Source organism: Actinomadura napierensis (genome assembly GCF_039529375.1).
GTDB lineage: Bacteria > Actinomycetota > Actinomycetes > Streptosporangiales > Streptosporangiaceae > Spirillospora > Spirillospora napierensis.
The window spans coordinates 1-14,018 of the sequence record NZ_BAAAMR010000073.1; the positions used below are offsets into that span (position 1 = coordinate 1).

Here is a 14,018-nt window from a genome sequence, read left to right on the forward strand (position 1 = left end):
GGGGTGTGCGGTGAACGCGTCCCGGCGGGCGCGGGGCCGGTGTTCACCGGGGCGGGGGTCGTCGGGTCGGCGTTCATTCTGGGCTCCTTGAAACGGCGGCACCCGCCCCGGCAGAGCGGGGCGGGTGCCGCATCGGTGAACACGACAGGGGCGGGGAGGTATCAGCGGCGGCGGTGCCGGGCCAGCACGCTGAAGGTGCCGAGCCCGGCCAGCACCGCCATCAGCACCGCGGCGGGCAGGCGCATCGCGGCCAGGTGCGCGCACACCAGCCACACCGCGCCGCCCGCGACACCGGTCAGCAGCAGCACATCGATCAGGGCCAGGTGCGCCCACCAGCGGGCCCACATCACGACCGCCCCCCACCGGCCCGCCGGGCGGTGGGACGCTCCGGCGGCGGGACCGGCTCCAGGTGGGTCAGCGGCAGCCACAGCGCGGCACCGCCGGACATCAGCGGGGTGCCGTCATAGACCAGCGCCCACGGCACCGGGCACGCCGGATCGGCGATCCAGCCCAGCACTGTCAGGGGGCCGTCCCATGGCGCCGGGTCCGCCCGCCACACCGTCGAACCGGGCGCGTACCAGCGGGCGGCGATCCGCCACCGCCACACCCGCCACGGGTGCGGCCGGACCACCTCGTACCGGCCCGACAGCCACCCCCAAGCAGTGGTGATCAGCCATACGGCGCCCGCCGCCGCCAGCCCCGTCAGCGTCAGGAGCGCCAGCGCACCGGCCGGCATGCTCGCCAGGACCGGCCAGGCCACGGCGGCTGCGATCAGCCCGAACCCGGCCGCCATCGCGGCGCGGGCCCTGCGGTCGTTGCGGTCCCGCCGCCGCAGCGCGGCCAGGTCGGCCAGCTCGGCGGCCCGCGCCGGGTCCTGACCGGCGCGGGGCGGGGTGTGGGAGGTCAGTGGATGCGACATCGCGGCTCCTTCGAAGGAACGACAGGGGGATGAGGCGCGGGGGAAGAGGACGGCGAACCTTCGGTCACGCCGGGGAAGGTCTGGCGTCCTGTCCCGCCCCGGACACCGGTTCCGGGGCCGGGGCCGGGGCCGGGGCCGGGCAGAGCGTCAGCACACGGTCAGCAGCGGGCCCACGAGCCGGTCAGGCGGCCCCCAGGTCGCCGGGGTCGCCGATGCGGCGGGCGCGGTCGGCCAGGGTGCGGGCGGTGTTGCCCGACACGTGCAGCCGGGTGGCGATGTCGTTGCGGCCACCGCCGGCGGCCAGGATGCGGGCGGCTGCCAGCACCCGCTCGGTCTGGGTGAGAGCGACCGGCCGGGCACCGCTCGCGGCGATCTCGATCGCGATCGCGTCCACGATCCCGTCCTCGGGCAGCACGAACGGCCCGTAACCCCCGCCCGCCGCGGTCGTCGCGGCAGCCCCGCCGCCGGTGGGCTCGGCGCTGTCGGTGGGCTTGGTGCGGGTGGTGGGCAGGGAGGCCAGGTCAGCGTTCATGAGGGACGTCCTCCGCTATCGGTGAGAGAAAGGGGGAAAGGGGACGTGACCTTGGGTGTTGAGGGGTGGGGAAGGTCTGGCGTCCTGTCCCGTCCCGGACACCGGTTCCGGGACGAGGCAGAGCGTCAGAGGTCAGGGGCATGGGGGGTCAGGCGGCGTGGTCGTTTTCCCATTCGCTCGCGCACGCGTTGCAGCACCCCAGCCGGCGCCGCAGCACGTAACCGGCGTCGGTCCGGCAGCGCGGGCAGAACCGTCGCGCGGCCAGTGCTTTGGCCAGCGCGGCGCGCTGCGCAGCGGTCGGGGTCCGTTTGGGCAGCGCCAGCCGCCGGTCGTACAGAAAGGCCACGCCGAGCTGGCGCCGCCGGTGCCACAGCACCTGCGCGGCCACGTCCTGCCCGCCGGGACGCAGGCCCTCGGCGGCGAGCTGGCGGCGCGTCAGTAGATGCGGCGGCGCCATCCGCCACGGGTAGGTCGGGATGCCGTACCGCTCCCCGCGCGGATCCCAGAACCGCGCGGGACTCCGGCGGGTCATCCCAGCCCTCGCGCCTTCGCGACCCGTTCGCACTGGCCGCACCGCGACAGGCCGGGACTCGGCTGGGGGACGCGGTCCGGGCTCCACGCCCGCCCGCACAGCGCGCGCGGTTTGAAGCTCCGCCACGGGAACCCAGGCCGTTCCACGAACGCGTGCTCGCGGGTCCGCTTCTCGTTGCGGCCCCAGATCGGCTCGGCGGCGGCCATCACTCCCAGCCCCCCGCCGTGTCCCCGATCACCGGCACGGCCGGCGGCAGGGGCGGCGGGGTCCAGCGGTGCCCGCACGCGCAGCGGCGCCGCCCGCCGGGCAGCACCCGCACACTGCGCACGCTTCCGCAGTTGGAACACCCGCCCGTCCCCGCGCCGGACGCGGCGCCGGTGGTCGGAGTCGAAGCGGCCGAGACAGCGGAGCCGGTCACCGAGACCGGCATCATCATCAGGGTCGTCATCACGCACAGCGCTCCCTTCTCCCCCACCGCAGGGGGATCGGATGACGAAAGGTCCGGGCATCTGGCACCGGGTGAGATGGCCCCGCCCCGCGCGAACGTGCACGCGGGGCGGGGCCGCCCGGACTCGGGTGTCAGCTCCGGCCGTCAGGCGGCCAGCCCGTCACGGGCCTGGGGAATGAGGTCGTTCAACGTCCCTGCCGGCAGCGCCCCACCCGGCCGAGCGGTCACCCGGGCGACCGAGAACCGCCACCACTCCCCGCCCCGATGCCGAGCCGCCACGAACGCCCGCACCAGCGGCACATGGGCGTGCGCGGCGTCGCGGTCCGGGAACGGGCCCAGCGCCAGCGCCGATTCGGCCATCCGGGCACTGGTGCGCACCGAGACGTAGAACCCAGCCTGTGCAGCGGGCACCGGCCCGGGCCGCGTGACGGGCGTGCGATCGGAGGGGTTGGCAGGCAGTCGGGCAGGCATGCCGGTCATGGGCACGGGGTCCTTTCGGGACGAGTCCCGCAACGCCGTCAGGCCCGCCACCATGGATGGGGCGGGCCTGACATGCGTGCGTGCCGAGCGGCCCGAGGCCGCTCGTGATGGGGGCTACTTGCTCTTGCTGGACTTGGCGTCGTAGGCGTCCCGGACGCTCTTGGGCTCACCGTTCGGCCAGTTCGAGGACTTGCCCTGGGTGGGGTTGTCGGCCATCGTTGGACTTCCTTCCTGTGAAGGAGCCCGGGACGTCACTGCTTGCCGGCGAGGGCGTCCCGGGCATCAGGGGGAAGGGCGCGGGCCATCACGTAGACCCGCACCCGGGCGGACTCGCCGCGGCACCGCCTCGGCGAAGAGACCTCGATCACCTCGAAGGTCTCGCGCAGCCGGTCGACCCCGGCCGCGACGTCATCTGGCAGGCCGATCAGCCGCACACTCAGCACGAAACCGCGACCTGCACGTTTTTCTCGTAGGACTGCCGGGCCTGATGGGCGGCCCACGCCGCGTCACGCACGCGCGAGAACCCGTACTCCACGCCAGCGATGACGAACTCGATCGACTGGGAGTGGTCGTCCTCGCTCCGGTCGAACTCGATGCCCTCGGCGGTCAGCGCCGCCGCGGTCCGTTCGATCGTCTCGGCGGCTTCAGCCTCCGTGCCGTTCAGGGCGAAGCTGATCCGCCCGTGCTCGTAGTGCGGGATGTCCGGCCGGGCCTCCAAGAGGTCAGCCAACAGGCGCAGACCGGCGATGTAGCCCGCCCGCGTCCGATCCAGATCGGCAATGATCAACATGAACAAGATCCCTTTCTCTCGGGGCCATACGAAAGACAGCGCCCCGACCTGAACCAGGCCGGGGCGCAAGAAGACGAGATGGATCAGTGAGCGGCCATCTGGACGATCGCCCGCATGGCGGGAGGCTTGGGGCGCGGCATCACGCGCGTCCGACGGCGCTGCCCGGCCTGCCGACATCCGGCTGCCAGCCGGGCCCGCCACTCCTCAAAGGTCAGATCGATCCGGATCCTCTGGCCGCTCCCCGGGCACCGCGGGGGCGACGGCCGGAACTCCGCCGGCCAGGCGTCGGCGCCCGGCACGTGCGGGCCGCGGTGCGGGGTGACCATCCCCCTCTTGATCGACTTCCACCTGCCGCACTCCGGGCACGCGACCAGTGTGCAACTGCGCTCCGAGAGACTGATCAGATTCGGGGGCAGGGAGCTGGCGAGGATGACCGGCTGTCCGTTGTGCCGCATAGGTTGAAGCCTCCAGAGGTTGGCTCTTGCCTTCCCCACCCCGCACGGAACCGGCGAACCAGACCGGGCCGACGCCCCGCACGGGACAGGCAGCGCAAGCGCTACAGACGTTCGAAGTGACATCCAGCGCCAGTCCAGGGACCTCGTGACTCGTCAACCCAGACACCCCAGAGGGCGGAGACGCTGATGCCATGTTCAGTTAGGACTTCTGCGTACTGCCTGTGACTCACCCGGACTGAGTGGGTCACCGAGAGGCAGCGTATACACATCTTCGTATACGCACAAGTTCTAGGTATACGATGGTGCGTATACGCTGGTGAACGCACCATCGAAGAGTCTGGGAGGTTGATCGCGCAGTGACAGAACCGGCCTACGTTCGCATCGCAGGCGAGTACGCCCGACGCATCCGAGGAGGGGAGCTCCCACCCGGCACCCAACTACCGAGCTACGCCGAGATCGCCCAGCAGAGCGGCGTGTCGGACATCGTCGTTCGGAAGGCCATCGAGCTACTTCAGAGTCAGGGGCTTGTGCGATCCGTGCGACGGCGGGGGATCTTCGTCGCCGACCGTCCGAACCTCGTGCGCGTGTCTCCTGAGCGTCAGATGGAGACGGCCGAGCGGTCGTTCCAGAACGAGACCGACCAGCAGATCCAGGTGAACCGCGAGGTCCGGCAGATCCCCGCCACTGGAGAACTCGCGGAGGCTCTCGGCGTCCCGGCGGAACAGGTGGTCAACCATGTCGTCACCCGAGCGACTGAGAACGGGCGACCGATCTCGATCTCGGACACCTACCACCCGCTGGACGTCTCCGACATCTCGGGGGCGGCCTTCCTCGAAGAAACGATCTCAGATCAACTACCGGCACCGCTGCACGCCGACTGGCTTCGGACAACGCCCGGCGATCTCGTCAAGACGGTGCATCAGCGATTCCTCGCCGCTGACGACCGGGTCATCATGATCTCCGACATCTCGTACCCCCGCGATCGCTATGACACGTTCGTGTTCCGCATGGCTCTCAAATAGGGCACAAAAAAAAGGGGGGGTGCCGAACGGATCGGCACCCCCCCTTTTTTTGCTGTGTGGAGCTAGATTCGGACCCAACCTTGCGCCACGTCCGCATCTGTCCACCAAGAGACGAAGTTCGAGTCTGTGGAGTCCAACCTCCAGCGAGAGGACAGAGCCTCAAAGAAGGCATCGTTGCCGGTCTTGCCGCCCTTGGGCTCCCCGATGTAGATGAGCTGCTGGCCTCCGGCCTCCTCGAACAACGCCAGGGCCTCGGAGGACATCGAGTCACCCCAGCCAGGCGGCCAGCAGAGAAAGAGCACATACCCCGCCGATCGAGCGCGAGTCCTGAATGCGGCCAGGTCCCTAACGGGGTGCCAGATGTCTGCCTGGCCGGCCGCACCGGGAAATGAAGGATTCCCGGCTCGGTCTGGCGGAGCTGAATCATACGCATCAACGATCAGTCCCGCGCGAGTCAACTGTGCTGCCCAGTAACCCCGTCCGGCGCCGAGTTCCACGACAGGTGAACCCGCACAGAAGCTCGCGAACCACTCCACAGTTTCTGGTGCGGGTATCGCGTAGGCATATGTTGCCTGCAAGAGCATTTGAGCAAACGCGAGTCGAGCACTTCCTTCCGCGCAGCCACCGTTCACCACGCGGCGGCCATCGTGCTCGCTTACGAACGGTTCAACGATGTCCCAGTACGGGTTCTTGCTGACAGCACTTCCGCCGGTCATGTAGTGCACGAACCGCAAGTCGAACTGTGCGTCGGCTTGATCGTCACCTGTTCCTGCCAGTCCTGCCGCCATGTCCAGGTACTCGGCAACCTTGGGGAACTCAGATCGAAGCCTCGGCTCATCCCGCAGCAGCGCAGTGAGTTCATCCCATCGGCTTGAGGTCATGGTCAGCTTCGCCATGCTCTGAGTCTCTCGCACTCCACGTGTCCATGCCACTCATCCAGCGAGAGGCACGGCGCTGGCGTGCATCGGACGGCCAGATCGGCTGCAAGAAGCTTGAATGCTTGATCGAGCCAGTCCCCGCCATGCGCCTTGCAGCTATGAGACTTAGCAGCACTTCAGTGTATCCGGTAGGTTACAGGTAACGGCCATTGGTGAAATGCTGCGGTTGAGGGGTCTTGGCAACTAGTGCGTTGGTGCATTTCAGCATGGCTGTGAAGCAGCCTATAGCTTCATACAAATCTTCACGTAGTTCGGACATGGTCAGCCGTTGGGGAGTTGGTGAGCGGCGACTCTTGATTACCCATTCCAGCTCAAAATCGGCTTTTAATGGCAAAGTTGGGCGTACGCCACCGACCGGCCTTAGGTGAATAGTGCCATGTGCGAGAAGGTTGCGCCGCTCTACTAGCTTCCGTACATCTGCGAGAACTCCTTCCATTTCGTCGTCCATGACGTCTCGTTCTTTGAGTAGCTTAACAAGCAGGTCCAGTCGGGGGCCAATTGTCTTCTTGGTTAGTTTTGAATAGAATTCCTCTTGGTCGGGGTCGTCTGCAAGATGCATGATAATATCGTCGATTAAGTCTTCAAGGGCGGTGACTTGTAGGACGACTAGTCCGCGACGTTCATCAATCAGCGTTCGCTCTGCGACTTCGCGCCAATCCAGATCCACCTGATCATGGAATGAGATGACGAGATCGTCTCCCGAGAATACATATAGCTCTTCCTCTTCCGAGTCGTCGAATGAGACGTTATTTAGGGCCATCTATTGCGACCTAACTTCGCATCGAATCTTTAAGTGCTATATAGCTAGGCTTACTTGACATCTTTGTATCTGTCGAACAGGTCGGCGAAGAATTCTTTCAGCATTGCAGCATTCTCGGGTTCATCTCCAGACAGTTCTTGTCCACCGAAGCGGTATACTTCGTAGCCCTTGAGTCGGAGAGATCGATCCTCGGCCACCATCTTGGCATAAAGGCGAGGCGATCCACGGCCCTTGCTGTCAGTATAGTGCTGTTTGCCGTCCACCTCTATCACAACACGGACGCCGTGCGAAAGCAGGAGAAGAAAGTCCATGCGTTCACGCCCAAGCACGCTATCGGCGCCGCCGCGCTGCTTGCGGGTCTGTGGGTCGTAATGCACATACACTTGCGGCACCAGAGCGGGGTATTGGGACCCGGTGTCGCTGATCGGGAACATGTCGGTGTACGTGTGGAAAAGCAGTTGCTCGGGACTCCTCTTCTTTTGATCGATCGCCTCCGGAAGTTTGTGTAGAGATTTGTAGAGCCGTCGCCACAGGTCACGGCCTACATCGACGCCAAGCACATCCTTCGCGAAAGGTTTCCGCTCTCGCCACCAAGTAATTAGGTCACCCCAAGTAAGCCCAGTGCCCTTGATCGGTCGGTCATAGACGAGACAGTACTTTTCGTTCTCAGTGATGCGGATGTCCCCAGAGGGGAGATCGGCAAGCACGATCTTCGGCTTTGGCCCGTCAGCGGCGAAGACGAGCTGCTTCACAGCACCAAGCGTGACGCCGCCGAGCCTGCGAGCACCGAAAACCGGCGCTCCGCTGATCCACTCAACCGGAACGATCTCATAGCCATCGTGCCGCAAGACTTCATTAAAGCAGGTACGCAGTCTTTCTGCTTCTTCCACGTCGGGGCGAACTTCAGGGTGAAGCATTGTAGCCAAAAACTTTAGAAGCGAATCATCGTTATCCGATAGCCCAAATCGCCAGTCATGAAAAATCCAGTCGCTAGGCAAGTCCTCGGGATTGTTGATGCAATGCTGATAGATGTCGCTTCGGGCGGTCAGGAAGCGCGAGTCGCAACTAGGAAGAGAGTCTAGATCATATATGCGGTCAAGAAATTCCACTTCGTTAAGCATGGGACCTAGCCAGTTTAATCCCTGCCATGCGTCGCTGGTAACCCTGAGTGATTCTATGATGCGCCGACGAGTAACCTCGGTTATGCGTCTGGCGGGAATCGGGAAAATGTCGCCTTGGCTTCGCAAAGTGTCTAACTCTGTTAGGCGTGCCAGCACTGGCGCAAAGAACTCATCAATCAAGGGGCTGTGATCCCAAGTTGCGAACTGATGTTCCTCGCAGTAGCGACCGAAAGCCCGGAAGTCGTAAATTGGGAAACGAAAGTCAATCCCGAGCCGCCGCAGTACTACACGCTGACTTTGGAGAACCTCAGCTATCCCATCGTCGTCCAGACGCTGCCCGAAGCGGGCGAGCTGCTCGAACCCCTCCTGAGCCAGCCGCGTCAGGCCCAGGGCGGCATCCAGGTCGCTTACGTCGTCCAACGGGCCTCTGCGGAGGAGTCGGAGAAGAGCAAGGTCAAGGCGTCTGTGCCAGCCGTCGCCCTCAAAGAAGTCGTCGGGCTCCATCCTTCGATTATCCCTGTATCGACCGACAATTGCCGTGATTGCTGCCGGCTGCTCGTTGGGCAGGGGCCGAGTGCGGGCCTCAGGCAGGGATGCTGTCAGGGATGCCAGGGAGGAGTCCCCTCTCGGCAGTCTCAGGGCAGAAGCAGAAAAGCCCTGGTCATCATGAAGATGACCAGGGCCTCTCGATGTCTATGCGTGGCATCCGGCCGCCCGCGGCCTGCCAGGGCTGGACTGATCTCTCCCGGAGGGAGGTTGCGTGCCTGACGAACTGCTTGACGACTGGTGCGACACGGCACGGACCTCGGCGGACCTTCGGGGACGTTCGGCGGCCGGTTGAACGACAGTGCCGCTTGCTGAGGCGCGGCCTTAGATGCTTCGAGTCCAATCGCGGGAGCTTCCTTACGCCCGAAGAAGACACAGGTCAGGCCCCAGTTCCGATCAAGGAACCGGGGCCTTTTGACGTCCGGGGGAGCCAGTCGGGGAGCCACCCGGCTGCTCGTCCCCGTGATCGACACGAGTGAGTGCCGCAACTGAGCTTGGCCCTCCGCCTCTGCTTGGGCGCCGGTTACGGGGGCAGGCTGGCGCCGGTTGGCAGGGTTTCGTTCTGTGCGCAGTAGCTGCTGGCGTGGTCAAGCGGGCCTTGGTGGGGCTTGGCCGATGATTTTTTCGCGCCGGGCTGGTCTGTACGCGGAATACCGGCTCACGGGAGGCTGCGCCATGCGGAAACTGACCTTCGGTATGAACGTGTCCCTGGACGGCTACGTTGCCGCGCCCGGCGGCGACCTCGGCTGGAGCGTGCCGAGCGACGAGCTGTTCCAGTGGTGGTCCGACCGGGTGGGGGCGACGGGCCTGGCGCTTTACGGGCGCAAGCTGTGGGAGACGATGAGCTCCCACTGGCCGACCGCCGACCAGCAGCCCGGCGTCACACCGGCGGAGGTCGAGTTCGCCCGCCGCTGGCAGGACATGCCGAAGGTGGTGTTCTCCTCCACGATCAGCACGGTCGACTGGAACACCCGCCTGGTCACCGGCGACGCGGTCGCCGAGATCACCCGGCTCAAGGCCGAGGACGGCGGCCCCATGGACATCGGCGGCGCCACACTCGCCGCAGCGGCGATGCGGGCCGGGCTGATCGACGAGTACGTGCTGGCCACCGCACCGGTCTTGGTGGGGGGCGGCACACCGTTCTTCACGGCGCTGGACAACTGGGTGAACCTGACCCTGGTGGAGACCCGGACGTTCCCCGACGGCGTGGTCATGACCAGGTACGAGACCAAGCGCTGAGTGCCCAGCGAGTGGGGACGGGCGGCGAGCGCTACTGCGCCAAGTAGTCGTAGCGGGGCGGTCGTCGTCTTCGTCGGTCGCGGGGAGGGCGGCGATCTTGCGGATCTGGGCGAGGCCGGTGTTCGCGCGGATGGCGCGGGTGTAGCAGGCCGCGTCGAGCCGTCCGCCTTTCAGGGAAGGTCCAGCCTTCGCCGTCTGGCTTCGGTTTCCTGGCCGTAGAACTCGAGCCAGCCGCGGATGTAGACCCAGGTGCCCATCTCCTCAAGCGCCGTTACTGGCGGGAGAGGACTCTTGTTATGCCGGCGGCGATGGTGGTGGCGAGGATCCAGCCGGAGGCGATGAGGGCGGCGGCCAGCCATTGGTAGGGGCCTCGGGGGTTGAAGGCGGGTTCCTGGCCGAAGCTGATGATCGGTAGGAGCAGGTCGAGGGTGTAGAGGAACGGGTTGAAGGCGGGGGCCTCGTCCTTTTTGAGGGGGACGGGGTGGTGGGCGGCGAAGAGCACGGTTCCGAGGACCAGGAGGGCGGCCAGCAGTATTCCGGCGCGGAGCGGGCGGTAGCCGTAGCCGACGGTCCAGTCCTGTGCGAGGCCCCAGAGGTGGGCCGGGCGGGGGAGCGAGCGCCGGCGGCGGCGTTGTTTCGCCAGGCGGACGGTGCGGGCCTCGGCGTCGCGGCCCATGCCCTGGAAGACGGTCGCGAGTTGCTCGTAGGGCTGCGGGTGGTAGCCGTCGGCGGCGTCCAGCCAGGCGAGGCGGGCGGCGAGCGGGCCGGGCTTGTCGATGGTCTGGTAGACGAACCCGTCGAGCTGGGGACGGGCCGGCCAGCGCGCGGGGTCGTCGCGGAGGACCTCGATGCGGGCGTGCTTCAGGTCGACCGTCCCGTCGGTGAGGGTGCAGCGGGAGAACCAGAGCATCTCCGCCCGCACGCGCCGGAGGCCGAGGGCGAGGTCGCCGAAGCCGCTGATCGTCGCGTCGTCGAAGCTGAGTTCGCCGACGCGGGCGCCGGCGAGCGACAGGCGTCCGGCGGAGGTGAAGCCGTCGCAGCAGTTCAGGACGCCGCTGACGGTCAGGCCGTAGCCGGTGAGCGATCGGCCGCCGGGGTTGGACAGGTGCGCGCCGTCGAGTTCGACGCTCGCCCCGATGACGGAGTCGAGCAGGCGGATCTCGCCCTCGGCGGTCAGGCCCTGACCGGACAGGCCGCCGGTCACCTGGGCGCGGCACAGGCTCAGGGCCTGGCCGCCGGGGTCGGTGAGGCGCGCGCCGGCGATGTCGATCGAGCCCTGGACGGTGGCGCTGTCCAGGCAGGTCCGGCCGCGCGCGTGGAAGCCGGGTGTGGCGCGCAGGCTGCTGCCGATGCTGATCAGGCGGGCGTTCAGGGCCGTGTCGCCGGGGGCGTCGAGGTCGGCGCCGCTGAGCAGGAGGGTGCCGCCGATGACCGCGGAGCGCATGCTGACCTTGCCTTCGGCGCGGAACCCCGCGTCGAGGACGGCGGCCCCGTCGATGCGGGCGCGGTCGGCGTCGAGGGCGGTGCCGCCGGGGTCGGACAGCCGCGCGGCGGTCAGGACGAGACGGCGGCCGATCCGCGCGTCCGGGAGGCGCACCGTGCCCTCGGCGGTGAGGCCGTGCGCGAACAGCCCGGACGGCAGGTCGATCCCGTCGGCGTTCAGCGCCACCGCGCCGGGGTTGGACAGGCGCGCGCCGTCGAGGACGCAGGTGCCGCCGACATGGGTGCCGCGCAGCATGACCTCGCCGGTGACGTCGACGTCGGTGGCGTCGATGTTGCGGACGATGGTCGCGGCGTCCGCGTGGACGTCCCCGCCGGTGAACCGCGCCGACCGCAGCGACAGCGATCCCTCGATCCGGGTGCCGACGAGTTGGAGCGTGCCGTCGACGCGGCAGTCGCGCAGCCAGAGCAGGCCGTCGACCTGGGCGTCCGAGGCGCGCAGGGCGGGGAGTCGCGAGCCGGCGAGGCTGAACTGCCGCAGCCGGGCCGCGTACAGGTCGAGGGGCTCGTCGAACACGCAGTCGCGCAGCAGCACCGCGTACCGCACTTCGGCGAAGGACAGGTCGAGGACGCCGGTGACGCGGGCGCCCGTGAGCCGCAGTGCGGGGACCTGGCCGGCGTCGGGGGGCCGGGCGCCGAGCAGGAGCGCCGCGAGGACCTCGCCCCGGACCGCCTCCCCGGTTCCCGTGAGATCGACCTTGCCCGCGCGCGGGAACGCGTCCCAGACCGCGCGCTCCGCGTCCGAGAGATCCTCGATATCCATTTGGCCCCATGCATACACCGGGGGAGGGGCGCGGCGCCACGGATCCGGGGGCTCCTAGACTCGGAGTCATGCTGAGGCTGGGCTTTCCCGTGATCGGTGTCGCTGACCTTCCCCGTGCCGTGGCGTTCTGGACGGCCGCGCTGAACCTGGTGGCGACGCCGGAGTTCGAGAGTTCGATCTGGCGGACGCTGAACCACGCGGACGGGTCGGGCCGGGCGCTCGGGCTGATGCTCAGCGAGTCGCCCCCCGAGCCCCGCCCGCGCCTGCACCTCGACCTGTTCGTGGACAGCACGGCCGAGCAGCGGGACGAGGTCGAGCGGCTGGTCGGGCTCGGGGCGAGCCGGGTCGACTGGGACCTGTACCCGCCGGACCCGGACTTCGTCGTCCTCGCCGACCCTGACGGCAACCTCTTCTGCGTCGTCGACCTGAGCCGCGCGCCGTCCGGTTCGCAGTGAGCCGCCGCTAGGCGTCCGGCGGTGTGTCGCGGGCGTCGATCAGGGCCTGCACGTTGTCGGAGAAGCGGCGGGTGAGTCGCGCCAGGTCGGCGCGGTCGCGGTCGCTCCAGCCGGCGAACGCCTTCTCCAGCAGCCTCCGGCGGCCCTGGTTGATCGATTCGACCACGCGGCGGCCCTCGGGTGTGAGCTCGGCCGTCTTGACGCGACGGTCATGAGGTGCGGAGGCGCGGGCGACCAGGCCGAGTTCCTCAAGGCGGGCCAGGGAGCGGCTGACCTTCGGGTGGTTGTGGTCGACGAGCTCGGCGAGGTCGAGCACGCCGGTCGGACCGCGCAGGTCGAGGTGGATGAGGTAGCGGCACAGGTCCGGGTCGAGGGCGACGCCGGCGAGGTCGAGGATCAGCGCGACGAAACGCGGCCGGGAGGTCCGGCCGAGCATGTCGAGCCAGACGTCGTAGTAGTCCTCGTCCGCCATCCCGTTCATTATGCACGGATCCTCGGCTAGCATTCCGTTCAAAATGAACGGAATAGGGGGAGGGTCCATGCCGGACGTCATGCGGGCGGCGGTGCTGCACGGGATCGGGGAGGCGCCGTGCTACGGGACCTTCCCCGCGCCGGTGGCAGGAGAGGGCGAGGCGGTCGTGACGGTGGGCGCGGCTGCGCTGAAGCCGTTCGACCGGTGGTGGGCCAAGGGGCTGCACCCCGCGAGCCCGACGGAGTTCCCGCAGGTAGTGGGCGCGGACGGGGTGGGTCGGCTGGAGGACGGCACTCGGGTGGCGTTCTTCGGCCCGGTGGCGCCGTACGGCGGGATGGCCGAGCGGGCGCTGGTGCGGCGCGGCATGTGGTTCCCGGTCCGGGACGGTGTGGACGACGTGACGGCGGCGGCCCTGCTGAATCCCGGCGGCGCGGCGTGGAAAACGGTCGTGTGGGAGGGCGGGGCGGGCCCGGGGAAGACGGTGCTGGTTCTCGGCGCCACCGGAGCGTCCGGACGGATCGCTGTGCAGGTGGCGAAGCGGGAAGGGGCGCGGGTGGTCGCGGCCGGACGCGACCGGGCGGCGCTCGACGCGCTGGCCGAGCACGGTGCGGACGCCGTGGTCCGGCTCGACCGCCCGAAGGACGAGGTGGCCGAGGACATCGCCGCGCACGGGCCGTACGACCTGGTCGTCGACTACCTGTGGGGCGCGCCGGCGGAGGCCGCGTTCGCGGCGCTGTCGCGCGGCAACGACCGGCGCGTCCGATACATCCTGGTCGGCATGTCGGCGGGCGAGGCGGCGGAGATCCCCGCCATGGCGCTGCGCGCCGCGCGCGTCGAGGTGGTCGGCAGCGGGACGGGCGGCTCACCGTCGATCGAGGAGGCGGCGGCCGCGTTCGACCGGATGCTCGGCCTCGTGGCCGAGGGCGAGATCGTCCTTGCCGCCGAGGCCGTGCCGCTCGCCGACGTCGAGAGCGCCTGGACGCGTCCGGAGAACGGTCGCCGGATCGTTTTGGTCCTATGAGTCGACTTTCGCTGGGATTATCCGT

General features: G+C 68.0%; 18 protein-coding genes. 4 read left to right on the forward strand and 14 right to left on the reverse strand.

Annotated features, from left to right (window positions below):
* Window positions 1–161: 161 nt before the first annotated feature.
* The 9 genes from ABD296_RS32735 to ABD296_RS32775 all read right to left on the reverse strand — a co-directional run bounded on the left by ABD296_RS32735 (window position 162) and on the right by ABD296_RS32775 (window position 3,701).
* Window positions 162–350 (reverse strand): hypothetical protein, encoded by a 189-nt coding sequence (locus ABD296_RS32735; protein WP_344276115.1) that lies wholly within the window; start codon window positions 348–350, stop codon window positions 162–164.
* Window positions 347–919: a hypothetical protein gene (locus ABD296_RS32740; RefSeq protein ID WP_344276118.1), complete on the reverse strand. Its 573-nt coding sequence runs from the start codon at window positions 917–919 to the stop codon at window positions 347–349. Before ABD296_RS32740 ends, ABD296_RS32735 begins: the two co-directional genes overlap by 4 nt.
* Window positions 920–1,100: 181 nt before the next feature.
* Window positions 1,101–1,451: a hypothetical protein gene (locus ABD296_RS32745; RefSeq protein ID WP_344276122.1), complete on the reverse strand. Its 351-nt coding sequence runs from the start codon at window positions 1,449–1,451 to the stop codon at window positions 1,101–1,103.
* Between the two features lie 148 nt (window positions 1,452–1,599).
* Window positions 1,600–1,983 carry an RRQRL motif-containing zinc-binding protein gene (locus ABD296_RS32750; RefSeq protein WP_344276125.1) on the reverse strand — a complete coding sequence of 128 codons (384 nt, stop codon included), beginning with the start codon at window positions 1,981–1,983 and terminating at the stop codon, window positions 1,600–1,602.
* Window positions 1,980–2,189, reverse strand: a complete 210-nt coding sequence (locus tag ABD296_RS32755; RefSeq protein ID WP_344276128.1) for a hypothetical protein — start codon at window positions 2,187–2,189, stop codon at window positions 1,980–1,982. The genes ABD296_RS32750 and ABD296_RS32755 overlap by 4 nt, the downstream gene beginning before the upstream one ends.
* Window positions 2,189–2,434, reverse strand: coding sequence for a hypothetical protein (locus ABD296_RS32760; RefSeq protein ID WP_344276131.1), 246 nt, complete (start codon window positions 2,432–2,434; stop codon window positions 2,189–2,191). Before ABD296_RS32760 ends, ABD296_RS32755 begins: the two co-directional genes overlap by 1 nt.
* 141 nt (window positions 2,435–2,575) lie before the next feature.
* Window positions 2,576–2,911 (reverse strand): hypothetical protein, encoded by a 336-nt coding sequence (locus ABD296_RS32765; protein WP_344276134.1) that lies wholly within the window; start codon window positions 2,909–2,911, stop codon window positions 2,576–2,578.
* Window positions 2,912–3,162: 251 nt separating this feature from the next.
* Window positions 3,163–3,354 (reverse strand): hypothetical protein, encoded by a 192-nt coding sequence (locus tag ABD296_RS32770; RefSeq protein WP_344276137.1) that lies wholly within the window; start codon window positions 3,352–3,354, stop codon window positions 3,163–3,165.
* Window positions 3,348–3,701, reverse strand: coding sequence for a hypothetical protein (locus tag ABD296_RS32775; protein ID WP_344276140.1), 354 nt, complete (start codon window positions 3,699–3,701; stop codon window positions 3,348–3,350). The genes ABD296_RS32770 and ABD296_RS32775 overlap by 7 nt, the downstream gene beginning before the upstream one ends.
* Before the next feature lie 811 nt (window positions 3,702–4,512).
* Here ABD296_RS32775 and ABD296_RS32780 point away from each other — a divergent pair.
* A complete protein-coding gene (locus ABD296_RS32780; protein WP_344276144.1) occupies window positions 4,513–5,178 on the forward strand; it encodes a GntR family transcriptional regulator in 666 nt (221 codons plus the stop codon).
* Window positions 5,179–5,240: 62 nt separating this feature from the next.
* On the opposite strand, the gene ABD296_RS32785 is transcribed toward ABD296_RS32780, so the two are convergent.
* From ABD296_RS32785 to ABD296_RS32795, 3 genes are all read right to left on the reverse strand, one after another.
* Window positions 5,241–6,074, reverse strand: coding sequence for a hypothetical protein (locus ABD296_RS32785; RefSeq protein ID WP_344276147.1), 834 nt, complete (start codon window positions 6,072–6,074; stop codon window positions 5,241–5,243).
* 175 nt (window positions 6,075–6,249) lie between these two features.
* Window positions 6,250–6,876, reverse strand: coding sequence for a hypothetical protein (locus ABD296_RS32790; RefSeq protein ID WP_344276150.1), 627 nt, complete (start codon window positions 6,874–6,876; stop codon window positions 6,250–6,252).
* Window positions 6,877–6,926: 50 nt separating this feature from the next.
* A complete protein-coding gene (locus ABD296_RS32795) occupies window positions 6,927–8,501 on the reverse strand; it encodes an AbiJ-related protein (RefSeq protein WP_344276153.1) in 1,575 nt (524 codons plus the stop codon).
* A gap of 717 nt (window positions 8,502–9,218) precedes the next feature.
* Here ABD296_RS32795 and ABD296_RS32800 point away from each other — a divergent pair.
* Entirely contained in the window at window positions 9,219–9,782 is a 564-nt protein-coding gene (locus ABD296_RS32800) for a dihydrofolate reductase family protein (protein ID WP_344276156.1), read from the forward strand.
* Window positions 9,783–10,053: 271 nt separating this feature from the next.
* Here ABD296_RS32800 and ABD296_RS32805 read toward each other — a convergent pair whose 3' ends face one another.
* On the reverse strand, window positions 10,054–12,045 hold the full coding sequence (locus tag ABD296_RS32805) for a hypothetical protein (protein WP_344276159.1): 1,992 nt from the start codon (window positions 12,043–12,045) through the stop codon (window positions 10,054–10,056).
* A 68-nt stretch (window positions 12,046–12,113) separates the two neighbouring features.
* On the opposite strand from ABD296_RS32805, the gene ABD296_RS32810 reads away from it, so the two are divergent.
* Complete coding sequence (locus tag ABD296_RS32810; protein WP_344276162.1) at window positions 12,114–12,500, forward strand: VOC family protein; 387 nt, start codon at window positions 12,114–12,116, stop codon at window positions 12,498–12,500.
* Window positions 12,501–12,507: 7 nt separating this feature from the next.
* Here the strand turns inward: ABD296_RS32810 and ABD296_RS32815 are convergent, their stop codons facing one another.
* A complete protein-coding gene (locus ABD296_RS32815; RefSeq protein ID WP_344276165.1) occupies window positions 12,508–12,972 on the reverse strand; it encodes a MarR family winged helix-turn-helix transcriptional regulator in 465 nt (154 codons plus the stop codon).
* A 67-nt stretch (window positions 12,973–13,039) separates the two neighbouring features.
* Here ABD296_RS32815 and ABD296_RS32820 point away from each other — a divergent pair, with 67 nt between their 5' ends.
* Window positions 13,040–13,993 (forward strand): quinone oxidoreductase family protein, encoded by a 954-nt coding sequence (locus tag ABD296_RS32820; protein WP_344276168.1) that lies wholly within the window; start codon window positions 13,040–13,042, stop codon window positions 13,991–13,993.
* The last annotated feature ends 25 nt before the right edge of the window (window positions 13,994–14,018 follow it).